We start from the raw sequence: 16,190 nt of genomic DNA, 5'->3' as shown, positions 1-16,190 counted from the left end.
GGGCCGCCCCCGTGCCGGGTTGGGCCGGGGGGTGGCCCGGGGGGGCCGGGGGGGGGCCCCCCCCCCCCGCCGGGCGCACGTAGGGAGGCGGCCCCCGTCGGTCGCGTACCGGTCGCGCGTCAGTCGCGCACGGACACGCGTTCCGCCTCCAGGGAGGTGGACTGGGCGATCACCACGCTCTGCTGGGTACGCCGGGTGCGCAGCCCGGTGAGCGTGATCAGGAGACCGGCGAGGGCCACGCCCGCCACCACCATGAAGCCGGGGCGGTAGCTGTCGAGCATCGCCTGCGGGGTCGGGTGCGCCGGAGCGCCCGCGGTGACCACGGCTGTCACGACCGCCAGGAAGATCGCCCCGCCCACCTGCACCGAGGTGTTGAGGAGCCCGGAGACCATGCCCTGCTCGTGGTCGTCGACCCCGTTGGTGGCCTGGATGTTGAGCGAGGGGAAGACCAGCGCGCAGGCCGCGCCGATCAGCAGCATCGACGGCAGGATCACCGCGGCGTACGCCGGGTCGAGGTCGATGCGCAGGAACAGGGCGTAGCCGAGGACCATGAACGCGAAGCCCGCCGCGATCAGCCGTGGGGTGCCGAAGCGGTCCACGATCGCGCCGACCTTGGTCGAGGACACCGCCACGAGCGCGCCCGCGGGCAGGAAGGCCAGGGCGGTGTGCAGCGCCGACCAGCCGAGCAGGGACTGCATGTACAGGGTGGTCAGGAACTGGAAGCCGACGTAGGAGCCGAAGAAGGCGACCGCGCCGAGCTGGGCCCGGACCTGGCTGCCGGAGCGCAGCACGCCGAGCCGGACGAGCGGGCCGGGGGAGCGGCGCTCGACCCGGACGAAGACGGTCAGCAGGACGGCGACCGCGAGGAAGGACAGCAGGGTGCGGGCCGATGCCCAGCCCACCTGCGGGGCCTCCACCACGGTGAACACCAGGAGCAGCATGGAGGCGGTGCCGAGGACCGCGCCGGGGATGTCGTAGCCGTTGTGGTCGCGTTCGCGGGCGCTGCGCGGCAGCAGCCTGAGGCCGGCGACGAGCGCGATCAGGGCGATGGGGGCGGGCAGCAGCATGGTCAGTCGCCAGCTGGCCTCGGTGAGCAGGCCGGACAGGACCAGGCCCATGGAGAAGCCGGTGGCCGCGCAGGTGGTGTAGATGGCGAGGGCGCGGTTGCGCAGCGGGCCCTCCGGGAACGTGGTCGTGATGATCGAGAGGCCTGCCGGGGCGGTGAAGGCCGCGCTCAGGCCCTTGATGAAGCGGCTGGCGATGAGCAGCGGGCCCGAGTCGACCAGGCCGCCGAGCAGTGAGGCGAGGGCGAAGACGCCGAGCGCCACGAGGAACACCTGGCGGCGGCCCAGCAGGTCGGCGGTACGGCCGCCGAGCAGCAGCAGGCCGCCGTAGCCCAGGATGTAGCCGCTGACGATCCACTGCAGCGTGGAGGTCGACAGCTGCAGGTCGGAGCCGATCGAGGGCAGCGCGACGCCGACCATCGACACGTCCAGGGCGTCCAGGAACATGGCGGCGCAGAGCACCAGCAGGGTGCCCCACAGGCGGGGGGTCCAGCGTCCCTCGGTGGCAGGGGCGGTGAGCGGAGAGGTCATGGGGACAGACACTACATGCACATGCATCGAATGCAAGCGCATTTAATTACGATGCAATAATTCCATGTCTCTGCTACGGTGCGGGAATGGCGGCGAAGAAGCCCGAGCAGGCACTCGTGGAGCAGTGGCGGGACATCCTCGCCCTGCACGCCCGCACCCAGTGCGAACTGGACCGCGCCCTGCACGGCCACGGCCTGTGCGCCAGCGACTTCGAGGTCCTCGATCTGCTCTCCGACGGTACGGCGGAGGACGGCGGCTGCAGCTACCGCGTCCAGGAGATCGCCGAGCGGGTGCACCTGAGCCAGAGCGCGCTGTCCCGGCTGGTCGCCCGGCTGGAGAAGGACGGCCTGGTCGAGCGGGCCATGTGCGCGGAGGACCGGCGCTGTGTGCGGGTGGCGCTCACCGGCAGGGGGCGCGCGCTGCACGGCGAGGTGCTGCCGGTGCAGCGCGCGGTGCTCACCCGGATGCTGGCCGGTCAGGGCCGGCTGTCGGACCGGCGGTCAGATTCCGGACCGGGTTCGCCACAGGTCGGCCAGTTCCGCGTCGCCGATCACCTTCGGCACCGGTAGCCGGTTCCACAGCGCCAGGTACAACTCGTCCGCGGGGCCGGAGAGTTCCGCCGTCGCACCGGGGAGTACGCCGAGTTCGGTGACGGGCGGTTCCGTCGACAGCCGCACCGTCCAGGCCGCGTCCCGGTCGGCGGTGCGCACCTGGAGCACCCGCGGGTACTCGGAGCGGACCCGGCTGCGGGAACGGGCGTGGAAGCCGCGCAGCAGTTCGTCGATGCCGTCGACCGCGAAGTCCGTGGCGACCGGCGAGAGCGGCCCGCCCCGGGCGGCCTCGGCGTCGTACCGGTGCACGGTCGTCTCATGGGCCTGCCGCCGCGTCCAGAAGGTGAGCGGTGAGGGGACGGGGGCGGGGTGGAAGGTCCAGCACGTCACCTGCCGCGGGGCACCGGCCAGGGTGTCGACGAGCATGCGGTGGCCGGCCCGGAACCAGGCCGTCAGTCCGGTGCCGTCGAGGCCGGGCGGGTCCGGGATGGGCCGGGGGCCGGGGTGGGCGTCGGCGACGACTCCCGCGGCCCACCGGTGGATGGTGCCCGTGTGCCGCAGCAGGTCGCGCACCCGCCAGCCCGGGCAGGTCGGCACCTCGGCGTCCGGGCCCGCGGCCTCCGCGGCCGCGGCCAGTGCCCGGCCCTCCCGGTCAAGGATCTGAAGGTACTCGGCAGTCTCCATGCGGCGAGTCTGCCCGACGGGACATCCGCCGGTACGGCAGGCCCCGGACCGCTGCGTCCTAGCGCAGCAGGAACCCCACCGCGTAGCCCAGTGCGTTGACCGCCCAGTGCAGGGCCATCGGCGCCAGCAGGGAGTCGCTGCGGTCGCGCAGCCAGCACAGCAGACACCCCGCCACGGCGGTGAACAGCACCGCTCCCACGTCCACCAGGACCGCCCCGGCGGCCGACTGCCCGAAGACCGAACCCAGCGTCGGCTTGTCCTTGTCGAGGTTCAGCGAGGGCAGGATGTGCCAGAGACCGAACAGCACGGAGGACAGGACGGCGGCCGTCGTCGCCGTACGCAGCCGGCGCAGCAGCGCGAACAGCACCCCGCGGAAGGCGATCTCCTCCAGCAGTACGGTCCCCACCGGCACCGCCACCAGCGCCTTGAAGGCGATCTGCGCCCCGCTCAGGGTGTCCGTCCGCTGGTCCGCGAAGAGTCCGCGGGTGACCGGGACCAGGGCCCCGCACAGATAGACGGCGGCGACGATCCCGATCAGGGTGCCCCCCCAACGTACCCCGTCCACCAGCGTGTTCCTGCCGAGTCCCAGCTCCGCCCAGTCGCCCCCGGCCCAGAACAGCAACGCCACCAGGACCGCCGAGGCGGCGACCGCGGTGAGCAGGATCCAGGATTGGGCCCACCGGTTGTCCAGCAGGTTGGCCGCCACCAGCACGGTCACCGCCGCCGGCAGGGCGGCCCGGGTGCGGACCCGGGAGGCCGGCATCTCCCGGTCCGGGCCGGGGCGGGTCAGAACTCGACCGGGTCGCGCAGCGGCGGACAGGTCATGCAGTGCCCGCCGCCCCGCCCCCGGCCCGGTCCGGCGCCGACGATGGTGATGACCTCGACGCCCGCCTTGCGCGGCAGCGTGGTGGTCTGGGTGTTGCGGCCGGCGAAGAACACCGTGTCCAGGTGCATCGCGGAACGCGGCCTGGGCATCCCGGCGACCACCATCGCGGTCAGCGTGAGCCTGGCCGCAGGTGGCGAGGAACGGGGACGCTCGGTCGTCCGGGCCTGGGCCATGCCCACCACATTGGGACATCCCGTGCCGCTCCGCACCTCCTGTCGGCCATGAGGAGGGGCCGGGCGGCCTTCCGGATGCGGCGGCGGGCGCGGTGGCCGATCGTGGTCCCGAGGTGGCCAAGTGGGTGCAGCGGGCAAGGCTCTGAATCGTACGAGGGACTGGCCCCGTCGGGTGACGGAGTGGGTGCACCGGCATGCGACGGGCCCGGACCGGGTGGTCCGGCGGCGGCCGTGCTGGTGCGGAATCGCCGTGGCGGTCCTGTGCTACTGCCTGTCCCTCACGCCCTCCCTGCTACCGCGCTCCTGGTGGCTCCAGGGGATCGTCGCCGGTGTCTCGGCGGTCGTCGGCTACGCGGTCGGCGCGGTACTGGAGACCCTCGCCCGGTCCCTGCTCCGCTGGGCCGGCTTCCGTATCCGCCCGCGGGTCCGCAGGATCGTCCGGGCGGCTCTCGGGACACTCGGGGCGGCCGCGGTCGTCGCCGTCACCGCCTGGAGCGTCCGCTGGGAGGGCGAGGTCCGGCGCGCGGTGACCCTGCCCCCGCAGGTGGTCTGGTGGCAGTGGGCGCTGGTCCCGGTCGTCGCCGCCCTGGTCGCGACGGTGCTGCTCCTGATCGGGCGCACGGTACGGCTCGGTACCCGCCTCGTCGTCCGCCCCCTCGGCGTGCGCGTCCCGCGCCCGGTCGCCTACGCCACCGGGGTCGCCCTCGCCGCGTTCGTGATCGTCGGCATCCTCCAGGGCTTCCTGCTGCGCGGCGCGCTGGACGCGGTGGAGAGCGCCGCGTCCCTCGCCGACCAGGGCACCGCCGAGGGTGTCCACCAGCCCCGCCTGCCCACCCTCTCCGGCAGCCCCCGGTCCGCCGCCCCCTGGGACACCCTCGGAGCCAGGGGCCGCGACTTCGTCGGCACGGCCACCACCCGCGCCGACATCACCGCCTTCACCGGCCGTCCGGCCAAGGACCCGGTACGCGTCTACGTCGGTCTGCGCACCGCCGACACCCCCGGCGAACGCGCCGCCCTCGCCGTCCGCGAACTCGAACGCACCGGCGGCTTCTCCCGCAAGATCCTCGCCGTGATGGGCACCACCGGCACCGGCTGGATCAACGATCAGGGCAGCAAACCACTGGAGTACCTGTGGGACGGCGACACCGCCGAGGTCGCCGTGCAGTACTCCTACCTGCCCAGCTGGGTCTCCGCGCTCACCGAGGACGAGGCCGCCGCCACCGGGCGCGCCCTCTTCGACGCCGTCCACGAGAAGTGGCGGACCCTCCCGGCGGGCTCCCGCCCCCGGCTCGTCGTATACGGCGAGAGCCTCGGCTCCTTCTCCATGGAGTCCGCCCTCGGCGGCTCCCCGGCCACGCTCATCTCGCAGACCGGCGGCGCTCTGTTCGTCGGGCCGACCTACGACAACCCCCTGTGGAAGAAGGTCACCGCGGACCGGCAGCCGGGCAGCCCCGAGTGGCGGCCGGTGGTCGGCGACGGGGCGCACGTGCGCTTCGCGCAGGTACCGGCGGACTACGCCGTCCCGCCCGCGCCCTGGGGCGACCCACGCGCGGTCTATCTCCAGAACGGCTCCGACCCCGTCGTCTGGTGGTCACCCGCCCTCGCCTTCCACCGGCCGGACTGGCTGGACCCGCCGCGCGCCCGGGACGTCTCACCGGCGATGCGCTGGTACCCGCTGCTGACGTTCTGGCAGGTGGCCTGCGATCTGGCCGGCGCCGACAGCGTCCCGGACGGATACGGACACCGGTACGGCACCCTGCCGACGAGCGCGTGGGCGGAGGTCACCCGGCCACCGGGCTGGACGGCGGCCGACACGGCGAGGCTGGCCGGGCTGCTGGAGTCGGTACGGGAACCGGGGCTGCTGGACTGACTGGGACTGACCGGACTGGGACCGACGAGACGAGCGCGGCGACCGCGACCGGCAGTACGGCATTCGTCCCCGCCGCAAAGGCGGGCCGCCCGCACTACTCCCGTGCTGCCGCACCATGGCTTCGAGCTATTCCAAAGCCGAGCCGCCCCGGCGGACGGGGGCCACCGGAGAAGCCGCGCACGCTCTCCGGCACCAAGCTGCACCGGGTGGTCGAGGGAGGGCGGGGGCGCCTCGAACACGAGCAAGGGGGCACGCCGGTGGCGGTGTGGAGTGGCTCGTTCTGGCTCGTCGTGGCTCGAAGAAGATCCAGGCCATGCGGTCCGGGGTGGCCCACACGCGCCTACCGCTCGGCCACCACGCGCTTCGACTGGCAGCGCGACGACGTGCTGATCGTGGACAACATGCTGGCCGCGCACGGCCGGGAGCCGTTCACCGGACCCCGCAAGATCGCGGTGGCGACGGCCGAGCTGTCCGGCACGACGGCCGGCGTGCCGGGCTGACGTCGCGCTCGGCGAGAAGCGGCGTCACCACTCGCCCGACGAGGACCACCAGGCGGTTCCTCCGGCCGGCCGGGAACGCGGGGCACACCCCCGCGGCTCCACGGACACCGGAGGAGCCGCCTTCCGGCGTCCGCGCGACCGTTCGCATCCCCGGGACCGCGCGGCACGACGAGGACGGCCGGGACGCCCTCTCGGAGTCGTCCCGGCCGTCGGTGCTCCGCGGCGCGGGCCACGGGGGATGGACGCCGCGCGTGCCGCGGAGGTTCGGCGCCGGGGCGGGGGAACGTACCGTCCGGCGCCGGGGCGGCAGGTCACTCCCGGACGCCCGCCAGCTCCACCGCCCGGCGGCGCAGGGCCACCGGGGGCGATGGACGAGACCACGGCCAGCACCGCGCAGGCGGCCACGGTCGCGCCGATGGCCGTCCAGGGAAGCTCGATCGTGGTCCACACCGACAACAGGCCCAGGGCGCTCCACATGCCCGCCAGATTGAGCGCGGCGACGAGCAGACCGAGCACCGCGCCGACGGCCACGACCATCAGCGCCTCGGCGCCCACCAGCCGCAGCACCTGCCACCGGGTGGCCCCGGCCAGCCGCAGCACCGCCAGGTCGCGCACCCGGTCCGACGTCGCCATGACCATGGTGTTGACCAGCGAGATACCGGTGTAGAGCAGGGCGATGCCGAGGACGAGCAGGAAACCCATCCGGGTCGTCCGGTTCGTCTCGGGGTAACTGGCCCGCACCCACTGGTCCCTGGTCAGGACCTCACCGCCCGAGGCGCGCACCGCGGAACGCAGACCTGCGGCCACGGCGCTCGCGTCGGCGTCGTCGCCGAGGGCCACGTCGACCCGGTCCACGGAGGCGCCCGGCGCGTTGCGCGGGGTGACGTAGACGCCGTTGTTGCCGGTCCCGGCGGTCATCACCGCGGCGATCCGCAGGGTCTTCTGCGTACCGTCACCGAGCCACACCCGCACCCGCTGCCCGACGGTGTGCCGCTGCCACTCCTCGTTGACGATGATCGAGCCGTCGTCAAGGTCGCCGGCCCGGCCGGAAGCGATCGGCAGACGGGTGGTGGCGAGAAGCGGACGGGGGTCCGCCGCGCGGGCCTCGTCCCTGCTGAGCGCGACACCGTCCGCCATGACGTAGACGGCGCTCGTCGAGCTGGGGGACACCTCGGCGCCGGGCACCTCGCGCAGCCGCCGCAGGGTCGCCGTGTCGAAGGCACCGCCCCCCGGGGCGACGACGAAGGCGGCGGTCGTCTGCTCGCGGGTCTCGGTGGCCTTGGCCTCGTTCAGTGTCGCGGTGGCACCGAGCAGCGAACCCGCCAGCGCCACCGTGACCAGGACCGGCGCCGCGATCGCGGCGGTGCGCCGCACCCCGGCGGCGGCGTTCTCCCGCACCAGCATGCCGCCGGCGCCGGGCAGTTGGGCCGGAAGCCAGGCGAGCAACCGGGTCAGCGGGCGCACCACCACCGGCGCGAGCAGCGCCACCGCGGTGATCAGCAGCATCGGCCTGCTCACGTAGGTCTTGCGGTGGAGCAGGTCACCGGGATCGCTGAACAGCGCCAGGGCCAGCGTCACGACGGCGGTGAGCATCAGCCCCGCGCCGAACAGCCAGCGGCCCCACGTCATCGTCCGGGTGTCCACGGACGCCTCGCGCAGTGCCTGCGCCGGCCCGGTGCGGCCCGCCCGCCAGGAGGCGGCCACCACGCCGCACAGGGCGACCACCAGCCCCACCGAGAAAGCCATGTAGTACGGCCAGGTGGCGCCACCGATGGTGAACCAGCTCGGAGCGAGCCCGCCGTCGACCACCCACGACGCCAGCCGGGGCACGCCCCACGCGCCGAGCACGCAGCCGGCGGCCGAGGCGAGCACACCGACCAGGAAGGCCTCGGCGAACACCATCCTGCGGATCTGCCCCGGCGTCGCCCCGGCCGTGCGCAACAGCCCGAACTCCCGGCGCCGCTGCGCCACCGAGAACGCGAAGGTGGACGCCACCACGAACACCGACACGAAGGTGGTGACGCCGCCCGCGGTGCCGAACATGGCGTTCATCGCGACGAGGGCCTCCTTGTCCCGGTCAGGATCCGCGTCGGCGTAGCGGCGTCCGTCACCGGTGAGAACCCGCACGCCGTCGGCTCCGCGCACCGCGGCGCGTACGGCCGCCGCGTCCGCGTCCACCACCAGCTGGGTGCTCTTCGGCGCCAGCCGGGCGGCGCGTGCGTCGGTGTAGAAGACGGCGTGTTCGAAGCCTCTCGGGGCGACGGTGCCGACCACCCGGACGGTGCCGCGACCGGTCCGTACCTGCTCGCCCGTGGTCGCCCAGTCGCCGCTGACGACGACCTCGTCGGCCGAGCGGGGAGCCCGGCCCGTGTCGATGCGGTACGAGGCGAAGGCGGCGACGGACCAGGGGTGACCGACCAGGTCGGCCGGCCCGCCCAGGGCCCGTACGGCGAACGACCGGTCCTGGACGACGGTCCCGATCCCCCGCAGCCTAGCGACGGCCTCGGGCGGTACGGCACGCGGCTCGGCGAGTTTCTGAACCCGCACGCCGATCGAGGTGGACACCCGCAGGCTGTCCGCTCCCTTCACCACGACCGGTGCGGCGGCGAACCGTTCGGGCCTGCGGTCGGGCGCGTCCAGCGACGAGGCGAGGGCCAGGCCCATGACGGCGATCAGCGCGACACCGAGCGAGAGCGCGACGAAGCTGCCGACGAAGGAGATCCAGCGGCTGCGCAGGGTGTGCAGGGCGACACTCAGCACGGGGACGCCTCGAGCTTGGTCATGCGGGTGGCGATGTCGTCGGCGCTCGCCCCGACCATCTCGCCGTTGACGCGTCCGTCGACGAGGAAGACGACGCGGTCGGCGTACGACGCGGCCACCGGGTCGTGCGTGACCATGATGACCGTCTGGCCCTCGGAGTCGGCCATGTCGCGCAGCAGCTTCAGCACCTCGCGGCCCGTCTGCGAGTCGAGGGCGCCGGTCGGCTCGTCCCCGAAGAGCACCTCGGGGCGGGTGATCAGGGCGCGGGCGAGGGCGACCCGCTGCTGCTGGCCGCCGGACAGCTCCGTCGGCCGGTGGCCGGCCCGGTCGGCCAGGCCGACCTGTTCGAGGACCTCGCGCAGCCGGGCCCTGGACGGGCGGCGGCCGGCGAGACGCAGCGGCAGCCCCACGTTCTGCTCGGCGGTCAGGGAGGGCATCAGGTTGAACGCCTGGAAGACGAAGCCGATGCGTTCGCGCCGCAGGAGGGTCAGCTTGGTCTCGCTCAGCTTCGTCAGTTCGGTCCCGCCCACCGAGACCGAGCCCGACGTGGGACGGTCCAGCCCGGCGGCACACTGCAGCAGGGTCGACTTGCCCGAGCCCGAGGGGCCCATGACGGCGGTGAACGTTCCCGCGGGAAAGGAGAGCGAGACCTGGTCGAGCGCTGTCACCACGCTGTCACCCGCCCCGTAACGCCTGCTGACGGAGCGCAACTGGATCGCGTCCTTGTTCATCTGTCCCTACTCGTTCGGTGTCGGTACTCCGGCGCGTCCGGCGCGACGGAGAGGTGTTCGTTGCGGTCGTGCCGGACCGGACGCCGGGCGGCCGGTCCGGTGCGGCGGGTGGCAGATGGCTGCGGCGGCAGCAAGCCGCGCGGCCGGCCGGGGCCCCGGCCACCGGGGAGTCACCCGGGGCCGGCGGCCCCCAGCAGGTACCCCATCAGGACGAAGGCCGGTGCCCACACGACGCTGCTGACCACGGACCACAGGAGGTAGGCCCGGACGGGCATGCGGGTCGCCCCGCACAGGGTCGGCACGAGCGTGCGCAGCACCGCCGTGAAGCGGGCGACGAACACCGCGCAGCCGCCGTGCCGTTCGATCAGCCCGAGGGCCCGCTCGGGGTACCGGCGCCGGCGGTCGCGGCCACGCGGGGGAGCCAGCGCCCGCGTCCGCCAGTGGCGTCCGACCGCGTATCCCGCGACATTGCCGAGGACCGCGCCGGCCACCGCGGTGCACAGCGCCGCCTCGACGGAGACGTGGCCCCCGCTGGCGAGCGCGCCGCCCAGCACCACCGCCGTCTGCCCCGGCAGCAGCGCGCCCACCATGGGCAGCGCCGCCTCCAGCGCGGGCAGCAGCAGCACCGCGGCGAGGATGCCGGAGCTCCCGTGCGCCGCCATGTGCTCCGTGAGCCATCCCGCCATCGGGGCGCCGCCTCTCTCGTCCGCTCGATGACTCCACGAAACCGTGTGGGGGCACCGTCGCGCACTGCGGCAGGAACGACACCTGGGGTAGGGCCAGGCATACCCGCCGTACTCGCCTCAACTCACCCTGGTCAGCCGCACGTCCGCCCGGCACCGTTGCGGACCTGCCGCGACGAGTCGCGTCAGCTCGTTGAAGCGGTACAGGGGCGCGCCCTCCCCGTCGATGCCCGCCAGCTCCAGCACGGACTTCTCGACCAGCCGCTCCAGGAGCTCCTCGGCCGACTCCTCGGGCATGCCGAACTCCAGGGCGGCGACCGCGCCGAACGTCCCGTGCGCCGCGGCTGCCAGGGCGCAGGCCAACTCCCTTTCGCCGACGGGAAGATGGTCCAGGGCGGAGCCGAGTGCCCGGGGTACGTCCAGGTCGCCGACGCGCAACTCCGCTACGCGCTCCGCCGGATCGGACAGACGCCGGGCAAGGCGGGCCACCGGCCAGTGCGGACGGGCGGCCAGCCGGGTCGCCGCGGCCCGCAGGACGAGCGGCAGTCCGGCGCACGCCTCGGCGACGACACCGGCGGCGCCGGGTTCGGCCAGGATGCGGGGCTCGCCCGCGACGGCGGCGAGCAGGGAGAGCGACTGCGGGGTCTGCATCGGGCCGAGCGCGATGGTACGGAAGCCGGGCATCGTGAAGAGCCTGCTGCGGCTGGTCACGACCACGGCGGCGTCGTTGGTGGCCGGAAGCGGTGCGTCGAGGTGGAGTTCGTTCGGCGCCTCGTCCAGCAGGATCGGCATCCGCCGCCCGACCGTACGGGTGCGGTAGCGGCTGATCAGGCCGTCCAGCTGCTCGGGACCCTCGCCGGACGCCGACGCGTCGTCACAGGGCTCTCCGAGCGCGCGCAGCAACTGCCGTAGGGCGGTGGCACGGTCCTTGACCGTACCGTCCTCGTCGCGGAGCCGGACGTGCAGCAGACCGTCGGGGAACTCGCCGGCCACGGCGTGCGCGGCCTGCACGGCGAGCGCGGTCTTGCCGATCCCCGCCATACCGGTGATCAGTATGCGGCGCGCCCGGGGGGCGGCCTCGGAGGGCCCCGGGGCGGGTGTCAGGAGTGCGTGCAGCTCGGCCAGTTCACCCTGCCTGCCGGTGAAGTCGGCGAGCGCGGGCGGCACCATGACCGGCGGCGCGGCGTGCGGCGGCGCGGACACCGTCACCGGCGCGGACTGCGGCAGCAGGCTCGGATTCCCCGTGAGGACCGCCTGATGGGTGGCGGTCAGATCGTGACCGGGGTCCACCCCGAGTTCCTCGGCGAGCACCCGGCGGCCCTCCTGGAACACCTGGAGCGCGTCGGCCTGCCGGCCGCACCGGTACAGGGCCGTCATCAGCTGTGCGCGCAGCCGCTCCCGCACCGGGAACTGGGCGACCAGACCGCTGAGTTCGGGAACGAGCCGTTCGTGCCTGGCCAGTTCGAGATCGGCGTCGATGCGGTGCTCCAGAGCGCTGGTCCGTGCCTCTTCCAGCCGCGGCAGCTCCGCGTCGGTGAGAAACGGCGTCACATTGGCGAGCGCCGGGCCGTGCCACAGGTCCAGCGCGCGCCGCAGGGCACCGGACGCCTCGTCGAACCGCCGCTCCTCCAGCGCCGTGCGGCCCAGCTGCCCAGGCGCTCGAACTCCAGCACGTCGACCTCCGCGTCGGCGGCGATCAACTGGTAGCCGGGCTGCCCGCGAACCAGGTCGACGCAGGGGCCGAGGTGCTTTCTGAGCCGTGACACATACGTGTAGATCTGGGCGTTCATGGTGGTGGGCGGATGCCGTTCCCACAGCAGTCCGCTCAGCCGCTCGTCGCTCACCACCCGGCTCCGGGCCAGGAGCAACACGGCCGGTACCGTGTGCACCTTGGACCCCGAGAGCGGAATGCGGCGCGCGCCCTCTCGTGCCTCCACCGGTCCGAGAAGCCGGAATTCCATGAGTCATCCCCCACCTCGATACGACCCGGGCCGCGCAGCGCGTCCTGGTCGGCTCGGAACGCCGAAGCGTCGTTTCCGGCCCCGTGCTTGTGCCAGGAACTGGCGGAATTTCGCCTTCTTGCTGGCAGCAGGCTGCGCTGGCAAGAGCCTGCGACGAGCGTGTCGTGCTCCGCGCCCCCACCCCCGGCGGTAGTGCTGGCCCTACCTCAGGAGTCCCGCTGAACCGATGGCAGCCGAGGTGCACGCCTTCTACGGTGACGCTCATGCACCCTCGCAATGTGTGGCAGGCCATGTCGCGGCCGGGCTTCCTGCTGTCGTCGTGGCCGTGGCGTTCGGCCGGCTTCCTGCTCACCGGGGTGCCGGCGGGCGTCGTCACCCTGGCGGGACTGCTGGTGGCGATCACGGTGAGCGGCGCCCTGGCGATCGTGCTGGTGGGGCTTCCGCTCCTCGTCGTCGTGGCCCTCGCCGGGATCCCGGTGGCCCGGGCGGAGCGGTACCGGCTACGCCTGATCGACCGGGATCCGGCTCCCGACCGGCACCACGGGCCCGCCGCCGCGGGCCCGTGGTCCTGGCTGACCGTGCGTCTGAGGGAGCAGGCCACCTGGCGGGAGCTCGGTTACGCCCTGATCTTCGCCGGTCTGCTGTGGCCGGTCGACGCCCTCGCGATCACGGTCGGCCTGCTCTTCCCGCTGGCCATGGTCGCGACCCCGCTGCTGATGGCCACGGTCGGCGGTGGCGAGGAGACCAAGGTGCTCAAGGCGTGGACCGTCACGACCTGGCCGACGGCCTTCGGCATCGCCGTGCTCGGACTGCTCGCTCTGCTCCTGGGCGCCTACGCCCTGGGGGTCGCCGCCGGTGCCCGTGCGGAACTGACGCGGCTGCTGATCGCGCCGCGCGGGGGCGACCTGGGGGCCAGGGTCATGGAACTGACGCGGTCGCGCGTCCGTCTGGTGGACGCCTTCGAGACGGAACGGCGGCGCATCGAACGCGATCTGCACGACGGGGCTCAACAGCGGCTGGTGGCACTGACGATGACCCTCGGCCTGGCCCGCCTGGACGTCCCGCCGGGACCGCTCGCCGACCAGCTCGCCAAGGCCCATGAGGAGGCGGGCAAGGCCCTCGCGGAGCTGCGTGAACTCATCCACGGCATCCACCCGAAGGTGCTCACGGACTACGGTCTCCAAGCGGCGGTCGCCGACGCCGCCGACCGTTCCGCGGTCCCCGTGGACGTCGACCTGGAACTGCACGGACGACTTCCCCCGGCGGTGGAGTCCGCCGCGTACTTCGTGGTCTGCGAAGCCCTCGCCAACATCGCCAAGCACAGCGGGGCGAGCCGGGCCGAGGTGACGGGGGGCCACCGCGACGGGCGGCTGCTCCTGCAGGTGCGCGACGACGGCAGGGGCGGGGCGCGGGCCGGGTCCGGCAGCGGGCTGCCCGGGCTCGCGGACCGGGTGTCGGTGCTGGATGGCAGACTTTCCCTGTCCAGTCCGGCCGGCGGACCGACCCAGTTGCGTGTGGAGTTTCCTTGCGAACGGACCGATCGCTCAGCGTAGTTCTGGCCGAGGACAGCGTGCTGCTGCGGGAGGGGCTGATCGGTCTGCTCGGCCGCTGCGGCCACGAGGTGGTCGCGGCCGTGGGGGACGTCGAGGCGCTGATCACCGCGGTCGAGGAGCACGGTCCCGACATCGTGGTGACGGACGTGCGGATGCCGCCGGGCTTCCAGGACGAGGGGCTGCACGCAGCGGTGCGGCTGCGGGAGAAGCGGCCCACGCTGCCGGTCCTGGTGCTCAGCCAGTACGTGCAGCGGACGTACGCCTCCGAACTGCTCGACTCCGGTGACGGAACCGGCGTCGGCTACCTGCTCAAGGACCGGGTGGGTCAGGTCGAGGAGTTCATCGACGCCCTGTGGGAGGTCGCGGAAGGCGGCACCGTCGTCGACCCCGAGGTCGTACGTCAACTGCTGCGCCGCCGCCGCGATCCGCTGGAGCGGCTCACCCCCCGCGAGCGTGAGGTGCTGGCACTGATCGCCGAGGGCAAGTCGAACGGGGCGATCGCCCGCGAACTGGTCGTCTCCGAGGCGGCCGTCGGCAAGCACATCAGCAGCATCCTGACCAAGCTGGATCTGCCTCCCGCGGAGGAGACACATCGCAGGGTGCTGGCGGTCCTCGCCTACCTGAGGGCGTGACGCCCAGGGAGCGATACCTGGACAGACGTGGCGTCCACCATGCGCGTTCCCGGATGTCCGAGAGGTGCCTTCCGTCACTCAAACCGCTGAAACACTGCGGATATTCACTCGTCTCGAGCGCCCGTGTTCGGACGGAGCCCGGCAACAGCTCGGTTAATAACTGCTCGCCGGTTGGTTACCGGAGAGTGAGCGGTCCATGATGGCCCCATGACGTTGGCCTCGCGCGCTCTTGCGCAACTGGCGACCTGGCCCGACCTGACCCAGGCGGTACCGAGCTGTGGTCTGGGTCAGGCCGTGAGGTCGTCGCAGGGCGAGATCGCGCACTTCCACTCGGAGCGCGACGTGGACCTGCGTCTGACCACCCACGCCATCCGGCACTTCGCGAAGGACCTCAAGAGCACGGGGGCGATCCGCATCGTCCCGGGCTCGCAGTGGGTGACCATACGACTCGACGCCGCGAGCGACGTGGATCTGCTGCTGACCCTGGTGAGCGTCGCCCTCCAGGCCCGCCAGAGCTGGCCGGACCCGGCCGACCGGCCCGTGTTCGGCTGCAACGACCAGCGGGGGGCCGGCTTCGTCAGTGCGGACACCAGCGGCGTCTGACCCCGGACGGACACCGGCGGTGCCGGCCGGGTCACACCGTCAGGACCCGGATCCCCGCCTCCTCGAACCGGCGCACCGTCTCCGGCGCCGCCGTCGTGTCCGTGACCAGCGTGTCCACCAGCTCCGCCGCGCAGATCCGGGCGAACGCCCGCCCGCCCAGCTTGCTGGAGTCGGCGGCGACGACCACCCGGGCGGCACGCTCGCACAGCAACCGGTTGATCGCGGCCTCCGCCTCGTCGTGGGCCGCTGCGCCGTGCAGCACGTCGAAGGCGACCACCCCGAGCACCGCCACGTCGAGGGTGATCTGACCCAGCACACCGTCCGCGAGCGGCCCGATGAGCTCGTACGACTGCGGACGCGCCACCCCGCCCGTCACCACGATCTTGAACTGGGGCCGCACGGCCAGCTCGTTGGCGATGTTGAGCGCGTTGGTGACGACCGTGAGCGCCGGTGTGCCGGTGGTGAGGTCCCCGCGCACGGCCAGGGCGCGGGCCACCTCCGTGGTGGTGGTACCGCCGGTCAGTCCCACCGCCTCGCCCGGCGCGACCAGTTCGGCCACCGCCGTGGCGATCCGCTGCTTGTCCGAGGCCCGTCGGGCGGTCTTGTAGCGCAACGGCAGCTCGTAGGAGACCCCGTGCACCACCGCCCCGCCCCGGGTGCGCACCAGCATCTGCTGCTCGGCGAGCTGGTCGAGGTCCCGGCGGATCGTCGCCGCCGACACCGCCAGCTCCGCCGCCGCCTCCTCGACCTCCAGGCGGCCGCGCTCGACCAGCAGCTCGAGCAGCGCCTTCCAGCGGGCGTCGCGCGACATCCGCCGCCTCCGTTCCTCGATCTCCCGGCGACCTTAACCCACCCCGTCCACCCCCAGATGCTCGCTCACGCTCGCAAGCCGCACCCATCGTGCAGGAACAGTCACATCCGGGGAGGGTGGGCAACCAACCCGGTTGCCCACCCTGACCCGCCCCGCCACCACCACCGAAGTCCTGCGACGGCCGGCCCAGTTGAAGG

Annotated in this window: 13 protein-coding genes and 3 pseudogenes; 6 read left to right on the top strand and 10 right to left on the bottom strand. The window is 73.3% G+C overall.

Annotated elements, in window-relative coordinates:
- Window positions 1–119: 119 nt before the first annotated feature.
- Complete coding sequence (locus tag ACFXI4_RS18705) at window positions 120–1,595, bottom strand: MFS transporter (RefSeq protein ID WP_362731199.1); 1,476 nt, start codon at window positions 1,593–1,595, stop codon at window positions 120–122.
- Between the two features lie 86 nt (window positions 1,596–1,681).
- Between ACFXI4_RS18705 and ACFXI4_RS18700 the strand changes: the two genes are divergently transcribed.
- Window positions 1,682–2,164, top strand: a complete 483-nt coding sequence (locus tag ACFXI4_RS18700) for a MarR family winged helix-turn-helix transcriptional regulator (protein ID WP_384991972.1) — start codon at window positions 1,682–1,684, stop codon at window positions 2,162–2,164.
- Here ACFXI4_RS18700 and ACFXI4_RS18695 read toward each other — a convergent pair.
- The 3 genes and pseudogenes from ACFXI4_RS18695 to ACFXI4_RS18685 all read right to left on the bottom strand — a co-directional run.
- Window positions 2,096–2,830, bottom strand: a complete 735-nt coding sequence (locus tag ACFXI4_RS18695) for a maleylpyruvate isomerase family mycothiol-dependent enzyme (protein WP_384991969.1) — start codon at window positions 2,828–2,830, stop codon at window positions 2,096–2,098. The genes ACFXI4_RS18700 and ACFXI4_RS18695 overlap by 69 nt on opposite strands.
- Window positions 2,831–2,888: 58 nt before the next feature.
- On the bottom strand, window positions 2,889–3,593 hold the full coding sequence (locus tag ACFXI4_RS18690) for a CPBP family intramembrane glutamic endopeptidase (protein WP_384991966.1): 705 nt from the start codon (window positions 3,591–3,593) through the stop codon (window positions 2,889–2,891).
- 23 nt (window positions 3,594–3,616) lie between these two features.
- Window positions 3,617–3,769, bottom strand: a pseudogene (locus ACFXI4_RS18685) (arginine deiminase family protein); the annotation flags it as partial.
- Between the two features lie 370 nt (window positions 3,770–4,139).
- Between ACFXI4_RS18685 and ACFXI4_RS18680 the strand changes: the two are divergent.
- Window positions 4,140–5,759, top strand: coding sequence for an alpha/beta hydrolase (locus tag ACFXI4_RS18680; RefSeq protein ID WP_384991964.1), 1,620 nt, complete (start codon window positions 4,140–4,142; stop codon window positions 5,757–5,759).
- A gap of 341 nt (window positions 5,760–6,100) precedes the next feature.
- A pseudogene (locus tag ACFXI4_RS18675) lies at window positions 6,101–6,259 on the top strand (TauD/TfdA family dioxygenase); the annotation flags it as partial.
- A gap of 311 nt (window positions 6,260–6,570) precedes the next feature.
- Here ACFXI4_RS18675 and ACFXI4_RS18670 read toward each other — a convergent pair.
- The 5 genes and pseudogenes from ACFXI4_RS18670 to ACFXI4_RS18650 form a co-directional block, all read right to left on the bottom strand.
- Window positions 6,571–9,019, bottom strand: a pseudogene (locus tag ACFXI4_RS18670) (FtsX-like permease family protein).
- Entirely contained in the window at window positions 9,013–9,750 is a 738-nt protein-coding gene (locus ACFXI4_RS18665) for an ABC transporter ATP-binding protein (RefSeq protein ID WP_384991961.1), read from the bottom strand. The pseudogene ACFXI4_RS18670 and the gene ACFXI4_RS18665 overlap by 7 nt, the downstream one beginning before the upstream one ends.
- Window positions 9,751–9,920: 170 nt before the next feature.
- A complete protein-coding gene (locus tag ACFXI4_RS18660) occupies window positions 9,921–10,436 on the bottom strand; it encodes a DedA family protein (protein WP_384991959.1) in 516 nt (171 codons plus the stop codon).
- A gap of 117 nt (window positions 10,437–10,553) precedes the next feature.
- Entirely contained in the window at window positions 10,554–12,029 is a 1,476-nt protein-coding gene (locus ACFXI4_RS18655) for a BTAD domain-containing putative transcriptional regulator (protein WP_384991989.1), read from the bottom strand.
- Window positions 11,981–12,394: a hypothetical protein gene (locus ACFXI4_RS18650; RefSeq protein WP_384991992.1), complete on the bottom strand. Its 414-nt coding sequence runs from the start codon at window positions 12,392–12,394 to the stop codon at window positions 11,981–11,983. The genes ACFXI4_RS18655 and ACFXI4_RS18650 overlap by 49 nt, the downstream gene beginning before the upstream one ends.
- Before the next feature lie 263 nt (window positions 12,395–12,657).
- On the opposite strand from ACFXI4_RS18650, the gene ACFXI4_RS18645 reads away from it, so the two are divergent.
- From ACFXI4_RS18645 to ACFXI4_RS18635, 3 genes are all read left to right on the top strand, one after another.
- A complete protein-coding gene (locus ACFXI4_RS18645; protein ID WP_384991957.1) occupies window positions 12,658–13,947 on the top strand; it encodes a sensor histidine kinase in 1,290 nt (429 codons plus the stop codon).
- Entirely contained in the window at window positions 13,920–14,579 is a 660-nt protein-coding gene (locus ACFXI4_RS18640) for a response regulator (RefSeq protein ID WP_384991955.1), read from the top strand. The genes ACFXI4_RS18645 and ACFXI4_RS18640 overlap by 28 nt, the downstream gene beginning before the upstream one ends.
- Window positions 14,580–14,786: 207 nt before the next feature.
- Window positions 14,787–15,182, top strand: coding sequence for a luciferase family protein (locus tag ACFXI4_RS18635; protein ID WP_384991953.1), 396 nt, complete (start codon window positions 14,787–14,789; stop codon window positions 15,180–15,182).
- Window positions 15,183–15,213: 31 nt separating this feature from the next.
- Here ACFXI4_RS18635 and ACFXI4_RS18630 read toward each other — a convergent pair whose 3' ends face one another.
- Entirely contained in the window at window positions 15,214–15,993 is a 780-nt protein-coding gene (locus tag ACFXI4_RS18630; protein WP_384991951.1) for a DeoR/GlpR family DNA-binding transcription regulator, read from the bottom strand.
- Window positions 15,994–16,190: the final 197 nt, after the last annotated feature.

Origin of the sequence: Streptomyces sp. NPDC059224 (assembly GCF_042754285.1) — a bacterium.
Classification (GTDB): Bacteria; Actinomycetota; Actinomycetes; order Streptomycetales; family Streptomycetaceae; genus Streptomyces.
The sequence above is the reverse complement of the archived record's forward strand: the minus strand, read 5'-3'. Positions and strand labels throughout refer to the sequence as shown.

Coding starts and splice junctions, on each gene's coding strand:
- ACFXI4_RS18705 (WP_362731199.1), bottom strand. CDS start 1,595: ATGACCTCTCCGCTCACCGCCCCTGCCACCGAGGGACGCTGGACCCCC.
- ACFXI4_RS18700 (WP_384991972.1), top strand. CDS start 1,682: ATGGCGGCGAAGAAGCCCGAGCAGGCACTCGTGGAGCAGTGGCGGGAC.
- ACFXI4_RS18695 (WP_384991969.1), bottom strand. CDS start 2,830: ATGGAGACTGCCGAGTACCTTCAGATCCTTGACCGGGAGGGCCGGGCA.
- ACFXI4_RS18690 (WP_384991966.1), bottom strand. CDS start 3,593: ATGCCGGCCTCCCGGGTCCGCACCCGGGCCGCCCTGCCGGCGGCGGTG.
- ACFXI4_RS18665 (WP_384991961.1), bottom strand. CDS start 9,750: ATGAACAAGGACGCGATCCAGTTGCGCTCCGTCAGCAGGCGTTACGGG.
- ACFXI4_RS18660 (WP_384991959.1), bottom strand. CDS start 10,436: ATGGCGGGATGGCTCACGGAGCACATGGCGGCGCACGGGAGCTCCGGC.
- ACFXI4_RS18650 (WP_384991992.1), bottom strand. CDS start 12,394: ATGGAATTCCGGCTTCTCGGACCGGTGGAGGCACGAGAGGGCGCGCGC.
- ACFXI4_RS18645 (WP_384991957.1), top strand. CDS start 12,658: ATGCACCCTCGCAATGTGTGGCAGGCCATGTCGCGGCCGGGCTTCCTG.
- ACFXI4_RS18635 (WP_384991953.1), top strand. CDS start 14,787: ATGACGTTGGCCTCGCGCGCTCTTGCGCAACTGGCGACCTGGCCCGAC.
- ACFXI4_RS18630 (WP_384991951.1), bottom strand. CDS start 15,993: ATGTCGCGCGACGCCCGCTGGAAGGCGCTGCTCGAGCTGCTGGTCGAG.